The sequence below is a fragment of the Mycobacterium sp. NGS16 genome (assembly GCF_059813225.1).
This window is the reverse complement of sequence record NZ_JCALEE010000005.1, coordinates 168167-185646: the sequence shown is the minus strand read 5'-3', so window position 1 is coordinate 185646 and position 17480 is coordinate 168167. Positions and strand designations below refer to the sequence as shown.

At 68.6% G+C, this 17480-nt stretch carries 15 protein-coding genes, 1 tRNA gene and 1 pseudogene; 10 read left to right on the top strand and 7 right to left on the bottom strand.

Going from position 1 to position 17480, the window contains the following annotated elements:
- The first annotated feature begins 108 nt into the window (after positions 1–108).
- From AC5Y4Q_RS14460 to AC5Y4Q_RS14450, 3 genes are all read left to right on the top strand, one after another.
- The gene (locus tag AC5Y4Q_RS14460) at positions 109–2103 is read left to right on the top strand and encodes an ATP-binding cassette domain-containing protein (protein ID WP_064922007.1); all 1995 of its coding nucleotides are present in this window, start codon (positions 109–111) and stop codon (positions 2101–2103) included.
- Entirely contained in the window at positions 2100–2909 is an 810-nt protein-coding gene (locus AC5Y4Q_RS14455; RefSeq protein ID WP_499959398.1) for a CbiQ family ECF transporter T component, read from the top strand. The genes AC5Y4Q_RS14460 and AC5Y4Q_RS14455 overlap by 4 nt, the downstream gene beginning before the upstream one ends.
- 198 nt (positions 2910–3107) lie before the next feature.
- Positions 3108–3980: a type IV toxin-antitoxin system AbiEi family antitoxin gene (locus AC5Y4Q_RS14450; RefSeq protein WP_125224837.1), complete on the top strand. Its 873-nt coding sequence runs from the start codon at positions 3108–3110 to the stop codon at positions 3978–3980.
- A 50-nt stretch (positions 3981–4030) separates the two neighbouring features.
- Here AC5Y4Q_RS14450 and AC5Y4Q_RS14445 read toward each other — a convergent pair whose 3' ends face one another.
- The 3 genes from AC5Y4Q_RS14445 to AC5Y4Q_RS14435 are packed head-to-tail and all read right to left on the bottom strand — an operon-like array spanning position 4031 to position 7030.
- Positions 4031–5362 carry an ABC transporter substrate-binding protein gene (locus AC5Y4Q_RS14445; RefSeq protein WP_064922005.1) on the bottom strand — a complete coding sequence of 444 codons (1332 nt, stop codon included), beginning with the start codon at positions 5360–5362 and terminating at the stop codon, positions 4031–4033.
- Complete coding sequence (locus AC5Y4Q_RS14440; RefSeq protein ID WP_064922004.1) at positions 5359–6171, bottom strand: carbohydrate ABC transporter permease; 813 nt, start codon at positions 6169–6171, stop codon at positions 5359–5361. The genes AC5Y4Q_RS14445 and AC5Y4Q_RS14440 overlap by 4 nt, the downstream gene beginning before the upstream one ends.
- Positions 6158–7030 carry a carbohydrate ABC transporter permease gene (locus tag AC5Y4Q_RS14435; protein WP_065019223.1) on the bottom strand — a complete coding sequence of 291 codons (873 nt, stop codon included), beginning with the start codon at positions 7028–7030 and terminating at the stop codon, positions 6158–6160. Before AC5Y4Q_RS14435 ends, AC5Y4Q_RS14440 begins: the two co-directional genes overlap by 14 nt.
- 33 nt (positions 7031–7063) lie before the next feature.
- Between AC5Y4Q_RS14435 and AC5Y4Q_RS14430 the strand changes: the two genes are divergently transcribed.
- Both AC5Y4Q_RS14430 and AC5Y4Q_RS14425 read left to right on the top strand, forming a co-directional pair.
- Positions 7064–8578, top strand: a complete 1515-nt coding sequence (locus tag AC5Y4Q_RS14430) for a TldD/PmbA family protein (protein ID WP_065019222.1) — start codon at positions 7064–7066, stop codon at positions 8576–8578.
- Positions 8575–9957, top strand: a complete 1383-nt coding sequence (locus AC5Y4Q_RS14425) for a metallopeptidase TldD-related protein (RefSeq protein WP_064922001.1) — start codon at positions 8575–8577, stop codon at positions 9955–9957. The genes AC5Y4Q_RS14430 and AC5Y4Q_RS14425 overlap by 4 nt, the downstream gene beginning before the upstream one ends.
- 10 nt (positions 9958–9967) lie before the next feature.
- Here AC5Y4Q_RS14425 and AC5Y4Q_RS14420 read toward each other — a convergent pair whose 3' ends face one another.
- Positions 9968–10438, bottom strand: a complete 471-nt coding sequence (locus AC5Y4Q_RS14420; RefSeq protein WP_234786447.1) for a nuclear transport factor 2 family protein — start codon at positions 10436–10438, stop codon at positions 9968–9970.
- 58 nt (positions 10439–10496) lie between these two features.
- Here AC5Y4Q_RS14420 and htpG point away from each other — a divergent pair, with 58 nt between their 5' ends.
- On the top strand, positions 10497–12434 hold the full coding sequence (gene htpG / locus AC5Y4Q_RS14415) for a molecular chaperone HtpG (protein WP_065019221.1): 1938 nt from the start codon (positions 10497–10499) through the stop codon (positions 12432–12434).
- A 2-nt stretch (positions 12435–12436) separates the two neighbouring features.
- On the opposite strand, the gene AC5Y4Q_RS14410 is transcribed toward htpG, so the two are convergent.
- On the bottom strand, positions 12437–13441 hold the full coding sequence (locus tag AC5Y4Q_RS14410) for a synaptic vesicle VAT-1 family membrane protein (protein WP_065019220.1): 1005 nt from the start codon (positions 13439–13441) through the stop codon (positions 12437–12439).
- Between the two features lie 105 nt (positions 13442–13546).
- Between AC5Y4Q_RS14410 and AC5Y4Q_RS14405 the strand changes: the two are divergent.
- Positions 13547–14221: pseudogene (locus AC5Y4Q_RS14405) on the top strand (carboxymuconolactone decarboxylase family protein); the annotation flags it as partial.
- Here AC5Y4Q_RS14405 and AC5Y4Q_RS14400 read toward each other — a convergent pair.
- A complete protein-coding gene (locus AC5Y4Q_RS14400) occupies positions 14214–15086 on the bottom strand; it encodes an alpha/beta fold hydrolase (RefSeq protein WP_064921997.1) in 873 nt (290 codons plus the stop codon). The pseudogene AC5Y4Q_RS14405 and the gene AC5Y4Q_RS14400 sit on opposite strands and share 8 nt — an antisense overlap.
- A 114-nt stretch (positions 15087–15200) precedes the next feature.
- Here AC5Y4Q_RS14400 and mddA point away from each other — a divergent pair, with 114 nt between their 5' ends.
- Positions 15201–15992, top strand: a complete 792-nt coding sequence (gene mddA, locus AC5Y4Q_RS14395) for a methanethiol S-methyltransferase (RefSeq protein WP_064921996.1) — start codon at positions 15201–15203, stop codon at positions 15990–15992.
- Here the strand turns inward: mddA and AC5Y4Q_RS14390 are convergent.
- Positions 15934–16317, bottom strand: coding sequence for a DoxX family protein (locus AC5Y4Q_RS14390; protein ID WP_065019218.1), 384 nt, complete (start codon positions 16315–16317; stop codon positions 15934–15936). The two genes, mddA and AC5Y4Q_RS14390, sit on opposite strands and share 59 nt — an antisense overlap.
- A gap of 79 nt (positions 16318–16396) precedes the next feature.
- Here AC5Y4Q_RS14390 and AC5Y4Q_RS14385 point away from each other — a divergent pair, with 79 nt between their 5' ends.
- Complete coding sequence (locus AC5Y4Q_RS14385) at positions 16397–17272, top strand: sigma-70 family RNA polymerase sigma factor (RefSeq protein ID WP_065019217.1); 876 nt, start codon at positions 16397–16399, stop codon at positions 17270–17272.
- A 126-nt stretch (positions 17273–17398) separates the two neighbouring features.
- Positions 17399–17472 (top strand) — tRNA-Ile (locus AC5Y4Q_RS14380).
- The last annotated feature ends 8 nt before the right edge of the window (positions 17473–17480 follow it).

Sequence of the window (17480 nt, the reverse complement as noted above, 5' to 3'; positions counted from 1 at the left end):
GTGGATGAACTCGGTCGGTGAAGCGAAACGGGTGCTGTCGGGATCGGCTGGCAGAATCGACAGGTGACGAAGACCGGCCAGGGCCAGACCCGAGTCTGGACTCGGTCTATGCAACCGGTCGAGATCGCGCAGGCCGCGGTGATGGCGGCGTTGTGCGCGGCGACGGCGATCATCGCGGTCGTGGTGCCCTTTGCCGGCGGATTGGCGCTGCTCGGCACGGTGCCGATGGGCCTGCTGGCCTACCGCTACCGGATCCGGGTGCTGATCGCCGCCACGGTGGCCGCCGCGACCATCGCCTTCCTGATCGCGGGCATGGGCGGCTTCATGACGGTGGTGAACTGCGCCTACATCGGCGGGCTGACCGGTGTCATCAAACGCCACCGTCGCGGTCTGCCGACCGTGATCCTGGCCTCGGCGGTGGCCGGCGCAATCTTCGGTGCCGGCGTGGTGGCGTCGCTGGCCGTGCTGTCGCGGCTGCGCCACCTGATCTTCGATGCGATCACCGCCAATGTGCACGGCGTCGCGGCCGCCATGGCCAAGGTTCCGCTGCCCGAATTCCAGCGGGCCGCTGCCGACCTCACCGGATTTCTCGGCGTGCTGCTGCGCTACTGGCACCTGCTGCTCCTGGCGCAGACAACGGTCGGCGTGATGATCGTCTCCCTGCTGGGCTTCTGGGCCTTGTCCCGGGTGCTCGACCGGCTGCGCGGCGTGCCCGACGTACACAAACTGGACCTGACCGCCGAGAGCGGCCCCATCGCGCCGGTACCGGTGCGCCTGGGTCAGGTGCGGTTCCGCTACCCGCAGACCCGCCACGACGCGCTGGGGCCGGTGAGCCTGGAAGTACAAGCGGGCGAACATGTCGCGGTCACCGGCGCCAACGGGTCGGGCAAGACCACCCTGATGCTGCTACTGGCCGGGCGGGCACCCACCGCGGGCACCGTCGAGCGCCCCGGCGCGGTGGGCCTGGGCGCCCCCGGCGGCACCGCGGTGGTCATGCAGCATCCGGAGAGCCAGGTGCTGGGCACTCGGGTTGCCGACGATGTGGTGTGGGGCCTGCCGCCGGGCACCACCATCGACATCGACCGGCTCCTGGACGAGGTCGGTCTATCCGGTTTCGCCGAGCGCGACACCGGCGGCCTGTCCGGCGGTGAGCTGCAGCGGCTGGCGGTGGCCGCGGCGCTGGCCCGCGAACCGGCCCTGCTGATCGCCGACGAGGTCACCAGCATGGTGGATCCGCAGGGGCGTGAGGTCCTGCTGGGAGTGCTTTCGGGGCTATCTGAACGGCACAGCACCGCGCTGGTGCACATCACCCACTACAACGACGAGGTCGGCAGCGCGGACCGAACCATCGACCTGTCCGGCTCGCCGGACAACACCGCCATGGTCGAGACCGCTGACGTGCCGGTAGCGCCCTCCGGCGTCGCGCCGGGCCGCTCCGGCCCGCCGGTACTGGAACTCGCCGGCGTCGGGCACGAATACGGCAGCGGCACCCCGTGGGCCAAGACCGCACTGCGTGACATCAGCTTCACTGTCGACGAGGGCGACGGCTTGCTGATCCACGGCGGCAACGGTTCTGGCAAGTCCACGCTGGCCTGGATCATGGCCGGCCTGACGACACCGACCGTCGGCAGCTGCCTGCTCGGGGGTCGTCCCGCCGACGAACAGGTCGGGGCGGTCGCCTTGTCGTTCCAGGCGGCCCGGCTGCAGCTGATGCGCAGCCATGTCGGCCTGGAGGTGGCCTCGGCGGCCGGCTTCTCGCCGCACGATCACGCCCGGGTCAGTGCCGCGCTGGCGGCCGTTGGACTGGATGCGGCGCTGGCGGGTCGGCGCATCGACCAACTCAGCGGCGGCCAGATGCGCCGGCTGGTGCTGGCGGGCTTGTTGGCCCGCTCGCCGCGGGCCCTGATCCTCGACGAACCGCTCGCCGGTCTGGATGCCACCAGCCGGCACGGGCTGCTGCGGCTCCTGGAGGACCTGCGGCGCGAGACCGGCCTGACCGTGGTGGTCATCTCCCATGACTTCGCCGGGCTAGGGGAGTTGTGCCCGCGCACGCTGCACCTGCAGAACGGCGTGCTGCTGCCGGCACCGGCGGGTGCGGCATGACCAACCGGCCCCGTCGAACTCCGCGTCCGGTGGTGCTGCTGCGTCCGGTGCCCGGTGACTCCGCGGTGCACCGATTGTGGGCCGGGACCAAGCTGTTCGTTGTTTTCGCTATCTCGGTGCTGCTGACCTTCTACCCGGGCTGGTTAACGATCGGCGCGGTGGCGCTGCTGGTGTTCACCGCGGCCCGGGTCGCCCGCATTCCGCGCGGCGCCCTGCCGTCGGTGCCGCGCTGGCTGTGGGTGCTGCTGGTGGTCGGCGGTGCCACCGCCGCCATGGCCGGCGGTGAACCGGCCGGCCTGGGCGGGCTGCTGAACTTCCTGCGGATCACCGCCCTGTCGATCGTGCTGCTGGGACTGGGGGCGATGGTGTCGTGGACCACCAACGTCGCTGAAATCGCGCCGGCAGTGGCCACTTTGGGCCGGCCGCTGCGCCTGCTGCGAATCCCGGTGGACGAGTGGGCCGTTGCGCTGGCATTGGCGCTGCGCGCATTTCCGATGCTGATCGACGAATTCCGGGTGCTCTACGCCGCCCGCCGGCTGCGGCCCAGGACGCGGCCGCGTACCCGCCGGGAACGCCGGCGCCGCTGGGCGCGCGAGGCGATCGATTTGATCACCGCGGCCATCACCGTGACGCTGCGCCGCGCCGACGAGATGGGCGATGCGATCACTGCTCGTGGTGGAGTGGGCCAGATTTCGGCGCTGCCGTCGCGGCCGGGGCTCGCCGATGCTGTGGCGCTGACGCTGGTCGCCGGGGTGTGCGGTGCCGGGCTGGCGCTCGAGCTGACGGTGCTGACCACCGCCGGCTAACGGGCCTTCCCGTCGCCTTCCCCTGCTCGCCCCCTTCCCCCTCCGCTCGTCGCCTTCCCTCCGCTCGTCGCCTTCCCTCTGCTCGTCGCCTTCCCTCCGCTCGTCGCGAGATTGCACTCACGCAGGTTTCCCGGCCGATTTCCCTGCATGGTTGCAATCTCGGCGAGTTGTCGGTGCCCACGTGCATGCTCGCCGGGTATGAGGACATTTCTCGGCAGCGAAGCCGTCGCCCAGGGCATGGTCTCCCGGCATCGGCTGGGGCGGTGCCGACGCATCTTTCCCGACGTCTACCTGCCTGCAGACCAGCCGGTCCCCACGTTGCGGGACCGGATCGAAGGCGCTTGGCTGTGGTCGCGTCGGCGCGGAGTCATCGCCGGTGTCGCGGCCTCCGCACTGCATGGAGCGCGCTGGGTCGACGACGATGTGGTGATCGAGATGTTGCTGTGTAACGGCCGGCCACCGAGCGGAGTGATGACACGCAACGAGACGTTCGCCGATGACGAGGTGACTGTTGTCCGGGGTATCCGTGTCACCACGCCTGCCCGCACCGCTTTTGACATGGGGCGCCACCTGCCACGCGGGCAGGCCCTGGCCCGGATGGATGCATTGATGCGGGCGACGCCGTTCGAACCCGAGCATGTTCTGATGCTCGCCGAGCGGTATCCCGGGGCCAGGGGATTGCAGCAGCTTCGGGAACTGCTGCCACTGGTCGACGGCGGTGCGGCATCGCTGAAAGAGAGTTGGTTGCGGCTGCTGCTGATTGATGCGGGGTTCCCGACCCCGACCACCCAGATCCCGGTCCACATCAACTACCAGCTGTTCGCCATGCTCGACATGGGGTGGGAGGAGTTTCGCGTCGCTGCCGAGTACGACGGGGATCAACACCGCACCGACCGCCGTGAGTACGTCCGCGGTGAACGCCGCCAGCGCAAGCTGCCCCAGCTGGGCTGGCTCAATATCAAGGTGATCGCCGAAGACCGGCCCGACGAAGTGATCGACCGCGTCTACCGCGCACTGCGGTCCCGGGGGTGGCGGGGCACCCTCACCCCGAGATTGCATCGGCGCAGGTGATTTCGCGAATTTTCCTGCATGGTTGCAATCTCGGGGTCATGGCGAGGTCGCTACCGACGCGCTGCCGCGTTCGCGGCGTCTTGAGCCTTACGCAACGTGGCGGCGACATCGGCGCGGCCCAAAAACATCTCGTCGAAATAGGGTTTGATCGCCTGGTTGCCGGCCGGAAACCCCTCGAAGCCACCCGGAGCGGGGATGCGCGGGCCGGCGAGCACCGCGAAGAACGGGGTGACATCGACCCCGCGGTGCGCCCAGTAGTCGAAGTAGACGGGCTGGGCGCTGAGCACCGCCGGGATCGCCGCCCCCTGCCGGCCGACGTATTGGTTCCCTTCGCGGCCGCCCAGCCAGGACAACACTGTTCGCACCGCCTCCGGGTGAGGTGAGGCGGCGTTGCCGGCGGCGGCGATCCCGTTGGTGACGCTGACCCGACCGGCCGGTCCGACCGGCAGCATCGCCACGCCCCAATGGAACGCGGCCTGCTCGGCGACGGCCGCCAGGTTGTAGGTGCCGGATTGGAACAGCGCCATCTTGCCGGCCAGGAACTGGTTGCGGGAGAAGTCGCCGTTGGTGTTGGTGTCCGAGGCCGGCGGCGCCACGTGGTCGGCATTGATCAACTGCACCAAGTAGTCGAACGCGGCCGCCGCCGCCGGGTTGTCGAAGGCGAACTCGTCGTCGCGCTGGAACACCCCGCCGGCTGATCCGATGAAGTTCAGGTAGATGCCCTGCGGGTCGTTGGCGGCGTTGTAGCCCCACTGCCGGATCCGGCGCTGGTCGAATCCCGGTGTGGCTGCGCTGCGCCCGGCAACGTCGCGCGTGAGCTCGGCCAGAAGCGGTCGCAGGGTGTCGTTGCGGCCGTGTGGATCCCAGCGCAGCTGCGTCAACCGGGCGGGATCGACTCCGGCGGCGGCCAGCAGGTCCGCGTTGTAGTAGAGCGCGATACCGGCGTCGGTGAGCTGCGGCACCGCCCACAGCGTCCCGTCCCGGGTGAACTGATTGACCACCGACGGCTCCCAATCCGCCCCGACCGCATCGATTTTCATCAGCCGCCCGCTGTCGGCATAGCCGGCCAGGTAGGCGTCGGAGAGCCAGAAGATGTCGTCGGCGCCGCCGCCGGCGACGTCGGTGCGCAGCGTGTCGAAGTAGCTGGCGTAGGAGACGACGTTGACGCGCACGTCGATGTCGGGGTGGGTGCGGTTGAACGCCGCGAAGGACTGCCGGTAGGCCGCCGCGACCTGCTCGTCCCACAATCGCACCGTCACCACCGTCTTGCCGCCGGCCGAGCGGGTCGCGGCGTGATCGAGCAGCACCGCCGCCAGGCCGAACAGCGCGGCCACTGCGACGACCGCGATCGCGAACAGGGTGGAGAACCGTGGCCGACTCATTTGATCCCTGTGACGACGATCGAGGCCACGATCCGGCGCTGGAACGCCACGAACATCACGATCAACGGGATCATCGCGACCGTGGTCGCCGCCATCACCAGCGTCCACTGCGCGTTGTAGCGCGACTGCAGCGCTGCGGTGGCCACCGTCAGCACCCGCCACTTGTCGCCGCTGGTGATCACCAACGGCCACATGAAGTTGTTCCATTGCGAGACCACGGTGATCAGTCCGAGGGTGACCAGGATCGGCCGGCTGGCCGGCACCATCACGTGCACGATCACGTCCAGGGTGTTCGCGCCGTCGAGACGCGCGGCGTTCACCAGGTCGTCGGGGACGGCCCGGAAATACTGCCGCAACAGGAAAATCGCGTATGGGGAGCCGAAGACGAACGGCAGCACCAACGCCCAGAACGTGTTGCGCAGACCCAGCTGCGCCATCATCAGGTACAGCGGCACCACCGTCACGGTGGCCGGCACCATCAAGGTGGCCACATACACCCAGAACAGCTTGTCGCGGCCCGGGAAGTCCAGCCGGGCGAATGCATACGCCGCCAGCACCGAAAAGCTCAGCTGTCCCAGCACGATCACCGCTGTCATCAGCGTGGTCACCGCGGCCGCGCGGCCGAACCCCGCCCCGCCCAGATCGGCGTAGTTGTCCAGGGTCGGGGGATCGGGCCACGCCAGCGGAGTGCCAGTGGCGAACTGGCGGGCCGGGGTGAACGACGTCAACAACCCCAGTCCGAACGGCGCCAGGGTGATCAACGCGCCGAGCGTCAGCAGCGTGTAGACGCCGGCGTTACGTGAGGTCATAGCTGACCCGCCGTCCCAATGACAGCTGCTGCACCACCGTGACACCGACCAGCACCGCGAACAGCACCAGCGCCATCACCGCTGCCCGTCCGATCGCTGCCGCCCCGAACGCTTCGTCGTAGATGCGGTGTGCGATCAGGTCGGTGCGACCCGCGGGGCCGCCCCCGGTGAGCGCGTACACGGTGTCGAACACCTGCGCCGCACTGACCACGCCGGTGACCAGGACGAAGAACATGGTGGGTCGCAGCATCGGCAACGTGACCCGCCAGAACCGCTGCCAGCCGGTGGCCCCGTCGATGCGCGCCGCTGCGAGCACCTGGGTGGGAATGGCCAGGATGCCGGCCAAGAAGAACAGGGCGACGTAGCCGACGTTGGTCCACACCACCACCGCCGAGGTCACCGGCAGCGCCAACCCGGGGTCGGTCAACCATTCGATGCGATGCCCCAGCACGGTGCTCACCGCGCCGTCGGTGGGGCTCAGGATCCAGCGCCACAGCACCGCGATCGCCAGCGGCGCGCAGATCCAGGGCAGCACGTAGATGGTGCGGAACGCACCGCTGCCGGGCAACTCACGGGCCAGCAACACCGCCACCCCCAGCCCCAGCGCGGTCTGGACCGGCACGGCGATCGCCACGAAAAGCACCGTCACCGCAAGTGAATTGCCGAACACCGGATCGGTCAGCACCGAGCGCCAGTTGTCGGTGCCGACATAGCTGATCGGCCCCAGCAGGTCCCAGCGGTGCAGACTCAGCCATACCACCACCAGCATCGGCAGCAACAGGAACGCCACCACCCCGAACAGGCTGGGCGCCAGCAACGCGTAGGCCAGCGAGGTCGAGCGGCGCGGCGAGTCTGCCATGCAGGTATTAAAACCGCTCGTTACCGTGGACCGGTGACACCGAACCGGGGGATCGATGCCGATTTTCTGGCCCTGCCCCGCCACGAGCTGGCCGATGCCGCCTTGTCGGCGGCCAGAGCTGCCGGCGCCGAGCATGCCGACCTGCGGATTCACCGGATCGCGACCGAGATCGTCCGGTTGCGCGACGGCGAGTTGGAGACCTCCGTCGTCAACCGCGAACTCGGGTGCGCGGTCCGGGTGATCGTCGACGGCACCTGGGGCTTCGCCTCACATGCCGAACTGGCGCCGGGGGTGGCCGCCGACACCGCACGCCGGGCCGTGCAGGTGGCCCGCACGCTGGGCGCCCTCAACCGGGAACGCGTCGAGTTGGCCGCCGAGCCGGTCTACCGCGACGCGAGCTGGGTGTCGGACTATCGCATCGACCCGTTCGACGTGCCCACCGCCGACAAGATCGACGTGCTGGAGGACTACTCCGGGCGGCTGCTGGCCGCCGACGGGGTGCACCACGTCACCGCTGCGCTGACCGCGGTCAAAGAACAGACGTTCTACGCCGACACCTTCGGGTCGTCGATCACCCAGCAGCGGGTACGGCTGATGCCGGTCTGCGAGGCGGTCACCGTCGGAGCGGACGGTTTCGACTCGATGCGCACACTGGCCCCGCCGACCGCGCAGGGCTGGGAGGCGGTGGCCGGCGACGAGGTGTGGGATTGGTCGGCGGAGCTGGCCCAGCTGCCGCTGCTGCTGGCCGAGAAGATGAAAGCCCCCAGCGTGACGGCCGGGCCGACGGATCTGGTGATCGATCCGACCAACCTGTGGCTGACCATCCACGAATCCATCGGGCACGCAACCGAATACGACCGGGCGATCGGCTACGAGGCAGCCTACGCCGGCACGTCGTTCGCCACCCCGGACAAGCTCGGCACGTTGCGCTACGGCTCGCCGGTGATGAACGTGACCGCCGACCGCACGGTGCCCTATGGCCTGGCCAGCATCGGCTACGACGACGAAGGGGTGGCCGCGCAGAGCTGGAACCTGGTGCGCGACGGCCTGTTCGTCGGCTACCAGCTGGACCGGGTGTTCGCGCCGAGATTGGGTCAGGCCCGCTCCAACGGCTGCTCGTATGCCGACTCGCCGCACCATGTTCCGATCCAACGGATGGCCAATGTCTCGCTGCAGCCGGGCACCGAGGACGTGTCCACTGCCGACCTGATCTCCCGGGTCGACGACGGCATTTACATCGTCGGGGATCGATCGTGGTCGATCGACATGCAGCGCTACAACTTTCAGTTCACCGGGCAGCGGTTCTTCCGGATCCGCGACGGCCGGCTCGACGGGCAGCTGCGTGACGTGGCCTATCAGGCGACCACCACTGATTTCTGGAACGCGATGGAGGCCGTCGGCGGCGCCGCGACATGGCGGCTGGGCGGGGCGTTCAACTGCGGCAAGGCCCAGCCCGGCCAGGTGGCTGCGGTCAGCCACGGCTGCCCGTCGGCGCTGTTCCGCGGGATCAACGTGCTCAACACGCGGGCCGAGGGGGGCAGGCAATGATTCCGGCGCAGCAGGTGATCGACCTTGCCCTGGACGCCGCGGGCAGCGGCCGGCACGCCGGCACCGACACCGAGACCATCGTGCTGGTCACCGACCGCACCGAGGCGTCACTGCGGTGGGCGGGAAACTCGATGACCACCAACGGGGTCTCGAGCAGCCGGACCACCACGGTGGTCACGATCGCCCGCGACGATGAGGGGCCCCGGGTCGGCTCGCTGTGCTCGGCGGAGGTGGACCCCGCGCTGATTCCCGAGCTGGTGGCGGCCTCGGCGGAGGCCGCCGCGGGTGCGCCGGAAGCCCGCGACGCCGCAGAGCTGGTGGGCGGCAGCGGTATGCCGGATGACTGGGACGCCGACGCACCGGAGACCGGGGCCGAGGTCTTCGCCGGCCTGGCGGCGTCGCTGAGCCGAGGCTTCCGCGGGGCCGACCAGTTGTACGGCTTCGCCCGACACGAGGTGGCGACGACGTTCTTGGCGTCCTCGACCGGGCTGCGGCGCCGCTTCACCCAGCCCACCGGGACGGTGGAGATCAATGCCAAACGCGCTCGCGCCAGCGCATGGGCCGGGGTCAGCACACCGGATTTCGTTGATGTGCGCTGCGATTCGCTGCTGGAACAGTTGTCGAGGCGGCTGGGGTGGGCGGCGCGCAGCGTCGAACTGCCCGCCGGGCGTTATGAGACGTTGATGCCACCGTCGACCGTGGCCGACATGATGATCTACCTGGGCTGGACGATGAGTGGCCGCGGCGCCCAGGAGGGCCGTACCGCCCTGTCGGCGCCCGGCGGCGGGACCCGGGTGGGAGAGCGTCTGTCCGATCTGCCGTTGACCCTGTATTCCGACCCACACGCCTTCGGACTCGAGTGTGCGCCGTTTGTGGCGACCGGCACCTCCTCGGAAACGGTATCGGTGTTCGACAACGGCCTGGACATCGGCTGCGTGGACTGGATCCGCGGCGGGGTGATCAACGCGCTGGCCTACCCGCGGGCCGCGGCCGCGGAGTTCGGTGCCCCCGTCGCGCTGCCCGCCGACAACCTGCTGATGACGGGCGGTTCGGCCAGCATGGACGAGATGATCGCCTCCACCGAGCGCGGGCTGCTGCTGACCACGCTGTGGTACATCCGCGAGGTCGACCCGACCACGCTGCTGCTGACCGGGCTGACCCGTGACGGCGTCTATCTGGTCGAGGACGGCCAGGTGAGGGCGGCGGTGAACAATTTCCGGTTCAACGAGAGCCCGCTGGACCTGCTGCGCCGGGCCACCCAGGCCGGTATCGCCGAACCGACGCTGCCGCGGGAGTGGGGCGACTGGGCGACGCGGGCGGTGATGCCCTCACTGCGGATCCCCGACTTCCACATGTCGTCGGTGAGTCAGGCGCAGTGATAGCAGGGGTTCAGACCAGCTCGGTGGCGTCGCATATCCAGGACATGTCCTCGGTGGCAAGGTTCTCGAGGTAGTTGGGCGGCGCGAAGGCCAGCACACTGCCGTAGTCCCAATAGTCTTTCCACACCGTGATTTTCCCGTCGACAACCCGATGCACGGTGGCGAACCGCAGGGTGCCCTGCTCACCGGTCGGGAATATCCACGTCTCGGAGTGCTCGTACATGACATCCGGACCGTTCGACACCAACTGACCGCCGTGGTGCCGGTAGTCGGCCAGCCGGTCAAACAGCAACCGGAGCCGTTTGACGATGTCCTCGGGGCCGCGCGCCGCCGCTGCCGGCATCGGCATATCGACGTAGAGGCAATCGGGGGCCAAGAAGGTCTTGAGCGCGTCCCAATCATGTCGCGCCAGCGCCTGCCACATGCCCAGGACGATGTCGCGGGATGCGGTGGCTGAATCCGAAGCCGAGGCGTCCATCATGATGGTCACTGAACCGGGTCGCCGGGCTGGTGTCAATCATCGAGGAGGGAAGATCTCAATGAACGCGCGTGTGGAGCAGCTGGAGTTTCAGGCTGAGGCCCGTCAGCTGCTGGATTTGATGGTCCACTCGGTCTACTCCAACAAGGACGCATTCCTGCGGGAGCTCATCTCGAATGCCTCCGACGCACTGGACAAGCTGCGGCTCGAGGCGTTCCGCAACAAGGACCTCGAAGTCGACACCTCCGACCTGCACATCGAGATCGAGGTCGACAAGGCGGCCCGCACCCTGACCGTCCGCGACAACGGCATCGGCATGTCGCGCGAGGAGGTGGTGGACCTGATCGGCACCCTAGCTAAGTCCGGCACCGCTGAGCTGCGCCAGCAGCTGCGGGAAGCCAAGAATGCGCAGGCCTCGGAGGAACTGATCGGGCAGTTCGGCATCGGGTTCTACTCGGTGTTCATGGTCGCCGACCGGGTCGAGATGCTCACCCACAAGGCTGGGCAGAGCGAAGCCATCCGGTGGGAATCCAGCGGTGACGGCACCTACACCATCGAACCGGTTGAGGATGCGCCGCAGGGTACGTCGATCACCTTGCACCTCAAGCCCGAAGACACCGAGGACGAGCTGCACGACTACACCGCGGAGTGGACGATCCGGAGCCTGGTCAAGAAGTACTCCGACTTCATCGCCTGGCCGATCCGCATGCAGGTCGAGCGCCGGGTCCCGCAAGACGCAGAAGCAGAGGGCGGCGGGGAGACCGTGACCGTGGAGACCGCGACGCTGAACTCGATGCAGGCGCTGTGGGCGCGGCCCAAAGACGAGGTCTCGCAAGAGGAATACAACGAGTTCTACAAGCACATCGCGCATGCCTGGGACGACCCGCTCGAGGTCATCGCGATGAAGGCCGAGGGCACTTTCGAATACCAGGCGCTGTTGTTCATCCCGTCGCACGCCCCGTTCGACCTGTTCAACCGGGACGCCCACGTCGGGGTGCAGCTCTACGTCAAGCGGGTGTTCATCATGGGCGACTGCGACCAGCTGATGCCCGAGTACCTGCGCTTCGTCAAGGGCGTCGTCGACGCCGCGGACATGTCGCTCAACGTCTCCCGGGAGATCCTGCAGCAGGACCGCCAGATCAACGCGATTCGCCGGCGGCTGACCAAGAAGGTGCTGTCCACCATCAAGGAACTGCAGGCGCAGCGCCCGGAGGACTACCGCACGTTCTGGACCGAGTTCGGCCGCGTCGTCAAAGAAGGACTGCTCTCCGACTTCGACAATCAAGAGACGCTGCTGGCGATCAGCTCCTTCGCCTCGACGCACAGTGACTCCGAGCCGACCACCTTGGCCGAGTACGTCGAACGCATGAAAGACGGCCAGGAACAGATCTTCTACGCCACCGGTGAGTCCCGCCAGCAACTGCTGAAATCACCGCACCTGGAAGCGTTCAAGGCCAAGGGCTATGAGGTGCTGCTGCTCACCGACCCGGTCGACGAGGTGTGGGTGAACACGGTCACCGAATTCGACGGCAAGCCGCTGCAGTCGACGGCCAAGGGCGAGGTGGATCTGGATTCCGAGGAGGACAAGACCGCGCACGAGGCCGAGCGCAAAGAGCAGGAGAAGGATTTCGCCGAGCTGATCGCCTGGCTAAAGCAGATCCTGACCGACCACGTCAAAGAGGTGCGGCTGTCCACCCGGCTGACCGAGTCCCCGGCCTGCCTGATCACCGACACCTTCGAGATGACCCCGGCGTTGGCGCGCATCTATCGCGCCAACGGTCAGGAGGTGCCGGTCGGCAAGCGCATCCTCGAACTGAACCCGGGCCATCCGCTGATCACCGGTCTGCGCCAGGCGCACAGCGAGCGGGCCGAGGATGCCGGGCTGGCCGAGGCCGCGGAGTTGCTCTACGGCACAGCGCTGTTGGCCGAGGGCGGGTCGCTGGAGGATCCGGCGCGGTTCGCCGAGCTGCTGGCGCAGCGACTGGCCCGCACTCTGTGAGCTCAGGGCACCAGCACCACCTTGCCGACGTTTTCTCGCGCTGCCAGAATGCGGTGCGCCTCCGCAGCTTCGGCGAACGGCACCGCCGCATGAACCAGCGGTGCCGCGGTCCCGTTGGCCAGCGCCTGTGACAGTGGGGCGATCCAGGGTTCGAGCGTGCCGCGATCGTCCCACAGCCGCAACATGTTCAGGCCGATGACGGTCTTGGATTCCTCCATCTGCTTGAGCAGGCTGAAGCCGCGCAGCATCGCCAGCGCCTGGGGTGCCGCCCGCCGCAGTGACCGCTTCTCGCCCTGCTGCAGCGACGACAGGCCGTAGGCCACCAGCCGTCCGCCGGGCCGCAGCAACGCGAATGATCGCCGCACCGAGGTGCCGCCGAGCGCGTCGAGCACCAGGTCATAGGGTGGCAGGCCATTCCACCAGCCGGTGCGGCGGTAGTCGATGGCGCGGTCGATGCCCAACGCGGTGAGCTGATCGTGCTTGCCCGGCGATGCGGTGCCGTGCACGATCGCGCCGGCGGCCTTGGCCAGCTGGATCACCGCGATCCCGACCCCGCCGGCCGCGGCGTGCACCAACACCCGCTCTCCAGCACGCAGGGAACCGTAGCCGTGCAAGGCCGCCCAGGCCGTCGCGTAATTCACCGGTATCGCAGCGCCCTGCTCGAAGCTCATCGCCCCGGGAAGCGGCACCGTGTCGGCGGCGCTGGCGTTGACGATCTCGGCGTAGCCGCCGAACCGGGTGCCGGCCAGTACCCGCTCGCCGACGCGGGCCTTATCAACGCCCTCTCCGACCGCTTCGATGGTTCCGGCCACCTCGTAGCCGACCACCGCGGGCAGCTTCGGCGCTTCGGGATACAGCCCGACCCGGGCGAGGTGGTCGGCGAAGTTCACGCCCGCCGCGCGCACCGCGATCCGCACCTGGCCGCGGGCGGGCGGCGGGGGATCGGGGCGATCCTGTACCTGCAGCACCGACGGCGGCCCGTGGTTGGTGATGACGACGACGCGCATGGCTTTCAGCCTATTGCGGTTGCGGCCATAATCCTTGGGATGGACGTTTTCGATGAGCTGTACCGGTTGGCGGCGTGGTCGGGCGAGGCGGCCGCCGACGCAGATCCCGCGGTGGCCGAGTTCGCCGAGCAATTCCGGGTCGACGTCTCGATGATCACCGACGCGCAGCGCGCCCGGCTGCGGGAGGCGTTGGGGGACGCCACCTTTGATGCCGTGGTACGGATCTTCCTCGCCGACTTCGTGCCACGGGTGCTGGCCGGCCTGGATGCGCTCGGGGTGGCGGTGCCACCGCCCCCGGTTGCCTCGGATCCCTCGGGCCATCCGGCTGAGGTGCTGTTCAACGGCTTCATGCCGGCCGTGGCGCGCCTGCGATCCCTGGACGAGGTGACCTCTGAGGTGGTGCGGTTGCGGGGTGCGGCCCAGCACAATTGCCGCCTGTGCAAATCGCTGCGGGAGACCACCGCCCTGGATGCCGGCGGATCCGAGTCGCTCTACGGCCAGATCGAGCGGTTCGAGGACTCGGAGCTGCTCAGCGAGGCGCAGAAGGCGGCGCTGCGCTACGTCGACGCCCTGATCTGGACACCGGCGCACATCGACGCCGAGGTGGCTGCCGGGGTACGCCGGCACTTCAGCGACGAACAGGCCGTCGAACTGACCCTGGACGTGATGCGCAACGCGGGCAACAAGATCGCGGTCGCGCTGGGCGCCGACGCCCCGCGGGTGGCCGAGGGCACCGAGCGCTACCTGCTGGATGCCGACGGCCAAACCGTGTTCAGCTGACGCCGTCGCCGTGGCGGGCCAAAAAACCCAGGACGGCGTCGGCGAAGATGTCGTTGCGGTCCCCGGCGACCATGTGGCCGGCGCCGGCGACATCGATGAACTCCACCTGGGGGAATCGGGCCAAAAACGCTTCGGCGCTGCCCGCGCTGACCAGGTCGCTGAGTTGGCCGCGCACCAGCAGCATCGGCACGCCGCCGTCGAGGATGGCCTGCACCGCGGCGTTAAGACGCTCGACGTCGTGGATCTCCATCGGCCCCTGGTGCTCGGGGCCGCTGATGAACTGCGGATCCCAGTGCCAGTACCAGCGATCGCCGCGGCGGCGCAGGTTGGCGGTGAGCCCGGTGAGGTCAGTGGGGCGGGGCCGGTGCGGGTTGTAGGCGGCGATCGCGTCGGCGACCTCGTCGAGGGAGTCGAAGCCGGACTCCATGTTCTCGGCCATGAACGCCTGCACCCGTTCCGCGCCGGAGGTGTCCATATTGGGCACGATGTCGACCAGCACCACCGCGCTGGCGGCCCCGGGCGCCAGTTCGCCGCAGAGCAGCATCGCGGCGCACCCACCCAGCGAGGCGCCCACCAACACCGGATCCGGCGGCAGGGTGCGTAGCACCTCGTGGATGTCGGTGGCGAAGCTGACCAACCGGTAGTCTCCCTCGGCCGCCCAATCCGATTCGCCGTGCCCGCGCAGGTCGACGGTGACGGCCTGCCAGCCACGCTCGGCCACCGCCGCCGCGGCCCGGCCCCAGGAACGACGGGTCTGGCCGCCGCCGTGCAGGAACACCACAGCGCGGGCGTCGGGGTCCCCATGGCGGTCGGCGATGATGCGCACATCGCCGGGCGCGTGGGTGACGAACGTTTCCGCAGTCATTCTGGGATGGTAAGCATGTGCTGCTGGGCGGTTCTCAATTGGCCAGGCAAAACCCCTATTGAGCTGGGCGTTACCGGGGCTACGATGGAGTATTCCTCACCTTGGGAGGCCGTCATGGCCCGCTTTCTCGCACTCGCATACGGGGTGTTCAACTATCTGGTCTTCCTCGTGGTCTTCCTGTACCTGGTCGGCTTCGTCGGCGACTTCGTCGTGCCGCGCAGCGTGGACCACGGCCCGCCGGCGCCGGTGGGGTTGGCGATCGTCATCGACGTCGCGCTGGTGGCGCTGTTCGCGGTGCAGCACAGCGTGATGGCGCGTCCGGCGTTCAAGCGATGGTGGACCCGAGTGGTGCCCGAGAGCATCGAGCGCAGCACCTACGTTCTGGCCTCGAATCTGGTTCTGGCCCTGCTGTTCTGGCAGTGGCGGCCAATCCCGGCGACCCTGTGGAACCTGACGGTGCCGGCGGAGCGCACGGTGCTGTGGGGACTGTTCTGGATCGGCTGGGCGATAGCTTTGGCGTCGACGTTCATGATCAGCCACCTGGACCTGTTCGGGCTGCGCCAGGTGTACCTGGCGTCGCGCGGAGAGCCGTACAACCATGTCGGCTTTCAGACCCGGGCGCTGTACCGGGTGGTGCGGCACCCGCTGATGCTGGGGTTCGTGATCGCGTTCTGGGCCACGCCCACCATGACCGCCGGCCACCTGCTGTTCGCGGCCGCCGCCACCGGCTTCATCCTGATCGCGCTGCAGCTCGAGGAGCACGATCTGGTCGGGGCGCTGGGCGAGGACTATGAGCAGTACCGCACCGAGGTGCCGATGCTCGTGCCCGTGCGATGGCGCGGCGAGTTCAGGCGAACGGCTGCAGGGCGAACCGGCCCCAGGCCAGGAACGCGAACAGGGCGATAAAGACGATGTCGCCGCCCAGGTAGCCCCACTCGCTGCGACGCAACCTGATTGTGGCGGCCCCGGCCATGAACAGCATCAGCCCGCACGCGGCGATCGGTACCAGCAGCGGTGCCACGCCGACGGCCGCGGGAAGCACCAGGCCGATCGCGCCGATCAGCTTGAGGGTCCCGATGGCCTTGAGATGACTGCCCCCGAAGTCGTCGACCCAGTGCTGGTTGGCGCCCAATGCCCGGTACTTCTCCTTCGGCAGCAGCAGCAGGGCGGCGCCGCCGGCAACAAACCCGGTGGCGACGACGGCGGCGATGATCCACAGCGCGGTGTTCATGTAGTACTCCTTCGTGGTTACCTCGGTCGGGTGCGGTTCGTCATTACCTATGACGGACCAGGACCGCGAGAGGTAACCGATGACCCCCGAGACCCAGTTGGCGGAAGCTTTCGAGCAGCAGCGCCGTCGCCTGCTCACGTTGGCGCACCGGGTGCTGGGCTCGCGATCCGACGCCGAAGACGTGGTCCAGGAGGCGTGGCTGCGGTTGTCCCGCCAGGATCTGGAGGCGATCGACAACCTGCCCGGGTGGTTGACGACCGTGATCAGTCGCATCTGCATCGACACCCTGCGGGCGCGCGCCGCGCGACCCCCCGAGGTCTCGATCGACGACGACCTGCCCGAACTCGTCGTTACCGATGACCAGGACACGCCAGAAGACGTTGCGGTGTTATCGGATTCGGTCGGGCTGGCGCTGCTGGTCGTGCTGGGGTCGTTGCGTCCCGATGAACGGCTTGCGTTCGTGTTGCACGACATGTTCGCCGTCCCGTTCGCCGAGATCGGGCCGATCATCGGGAAATCGGCCGATGCCGCCAAGATGCTGGCCAGCCGGGCCCGCCGCAAGGTCCGGGGTGTTCCGCAGCCGGCGGGGGATCGGCGTGAGCAGCGCGAGGTCGTTGATGCCTTCCTGTCGGCCGCCCAGTTGGGCGACTTCGACGCCCTGCTGCGGATACTCGCTCCCGATGTCACCTGGCGCCGGCACACGGCCCGCGGCGTCACCGTCACGAGCGGATCCGGCGAGGTCGTGGAGGCGGTCCGCCGGGGTCAGGGGGCGCGCATCACCGCACGTCGCGTCCTGGTCAACGGCGAACCCGGAATCCTGGGCTGGGGCCCGACCGGGCGGCCGCTGAGCCTGATGGCGTGCACGGTCCGAGACGGCCGCCTGGTGGGCATCGTGTCGATCGCCGACCCGGTCCGGTTGGCCGGCCTCGACCTGCCCAGGCCTCCCGAGGCGTAACCGCTGACTCTTGATCAGCGGTCCGAAGGACGACCGTGGTCTGCGGGACGGGGCGCGTCGAGCACACCACCGTGTGTCGTCAGTGCGCCGCGCGGGCGCTAATCTCATGGTCGCTGGTTAGTGCCGGGGGCGGTAGCTCAGTCGGTTAGAGCCGCGGACTCATAATCCGTTGGTCGCGGGTTCGAGCCCCGCCCGCCCCACAAGGTCC

Excerpts from the sequence above, each read along its gene's own strand:
- AC5Y4Q_RS14420 (WP_234786447.1), bottom strand. The coding sequence starts at position 10,438 with ATGATGGACGCCTCGGCTTCGGATTCAGCCACCGCATCCCGCGACATC.
- AC5Y4Q_RS14440 (WP_064922004.1), bottom strand. The coding sequence starts at position 6,171 with ATGACCTCACGTAACGCCGGCGTCTACACGCTGCTGACGCTCGGCGCG.
- AC5Y4Q_RS14425 (WP_064922001.1), top strand. The coding sequence starts at position 8,575 with ATGATTCCGGCGCAGCAGGTGATCGACCTTGCCCTGGACGCCGCGGGC.
- AC5Y4Q_RS14460 (WP_064922007.1), top strand. The coding sequence starts at position 109 with ATGCAACCGGTCGAGATCGCGCAGGCCGCGGTGATGGCGGCGTTGTGC.
- mddA (WP_064921996.1), top strand. The coding sequence starts at position 15,201 with ATGGCCCGCTTTCTCGCACTCGCATACGGGGTGTTCAACTATCTGGTC.
- htpG (WP_065019221.1), top strand. The coding sequence starts at position 10,497 with ATGAACGCGCGTGTGGAGCAGCTGGAGTTTCAGGCTGAGGCCCGTCAG.
- AC5Y4Q_RS14390 (WP_065019218.1), bottom strand. The coding sequence starts at position 16,317 with ATGAACACCGCGCTGTGGATCATCGCCGCCGTCGTCGCCACCGGGTTT.
- AC5Y4Q_RS14450 (WP_125224837.1), top strand. The coding sequence starts at position 3,108 with ATGAGGACATTTCTCGGCAGCGAAGCCGTCGCCCAGGGCATGGTCTCC.
- AC5Y4Q_RS14455 (WP_499959398.1), top strand. The coding sequence starts at position 2,100 with ATGACCAACCGGCCCCGTCGAACTCCGCGTCCGGTGGTGCTGCTGCGT.
- AC5Y4Q_RS14445 (WP_064922005.1), bottom strand. The coding sequence starts at position 5,362 with ATGAGTCGGCCACGGTTCTCCACCCTGTTCGCGATCGCGGTCGTCGCA.
- AC5Y4Q_RS14435 (WP_065019223.1), bottom strand. The coding sequence starts at position 7,030 with ATGGCAGACTCGCCGCGCCGCTCGACCTCGCTGGCCTACGCGTTGCTG.
- AC5Y4Q_RS14400 (WP_064921997.1), bottom strand. The coding sequence starts at position 15,086 with ATGACTGCGGAAACGTTCGTCACCCACGCGCCCGGCGATGTGCGCATC.
- AC5Y4Q_RS14410 (WP_065019220.1), bottom strand. The coding sequence starts at position 13,441 with ATGCGCGTCGTCGTCATCACCAACCACGGGCCGCCGTCGGTGCTGCAG.
- AC5Y4Q_RS14385 (WP_065019217.1), top strand. The coding sequence starts at position 16,397 with ATGACCCCCGAGACCCAGTTGGCGGAAGCTTTCGAGCAGCAGCGCCGT.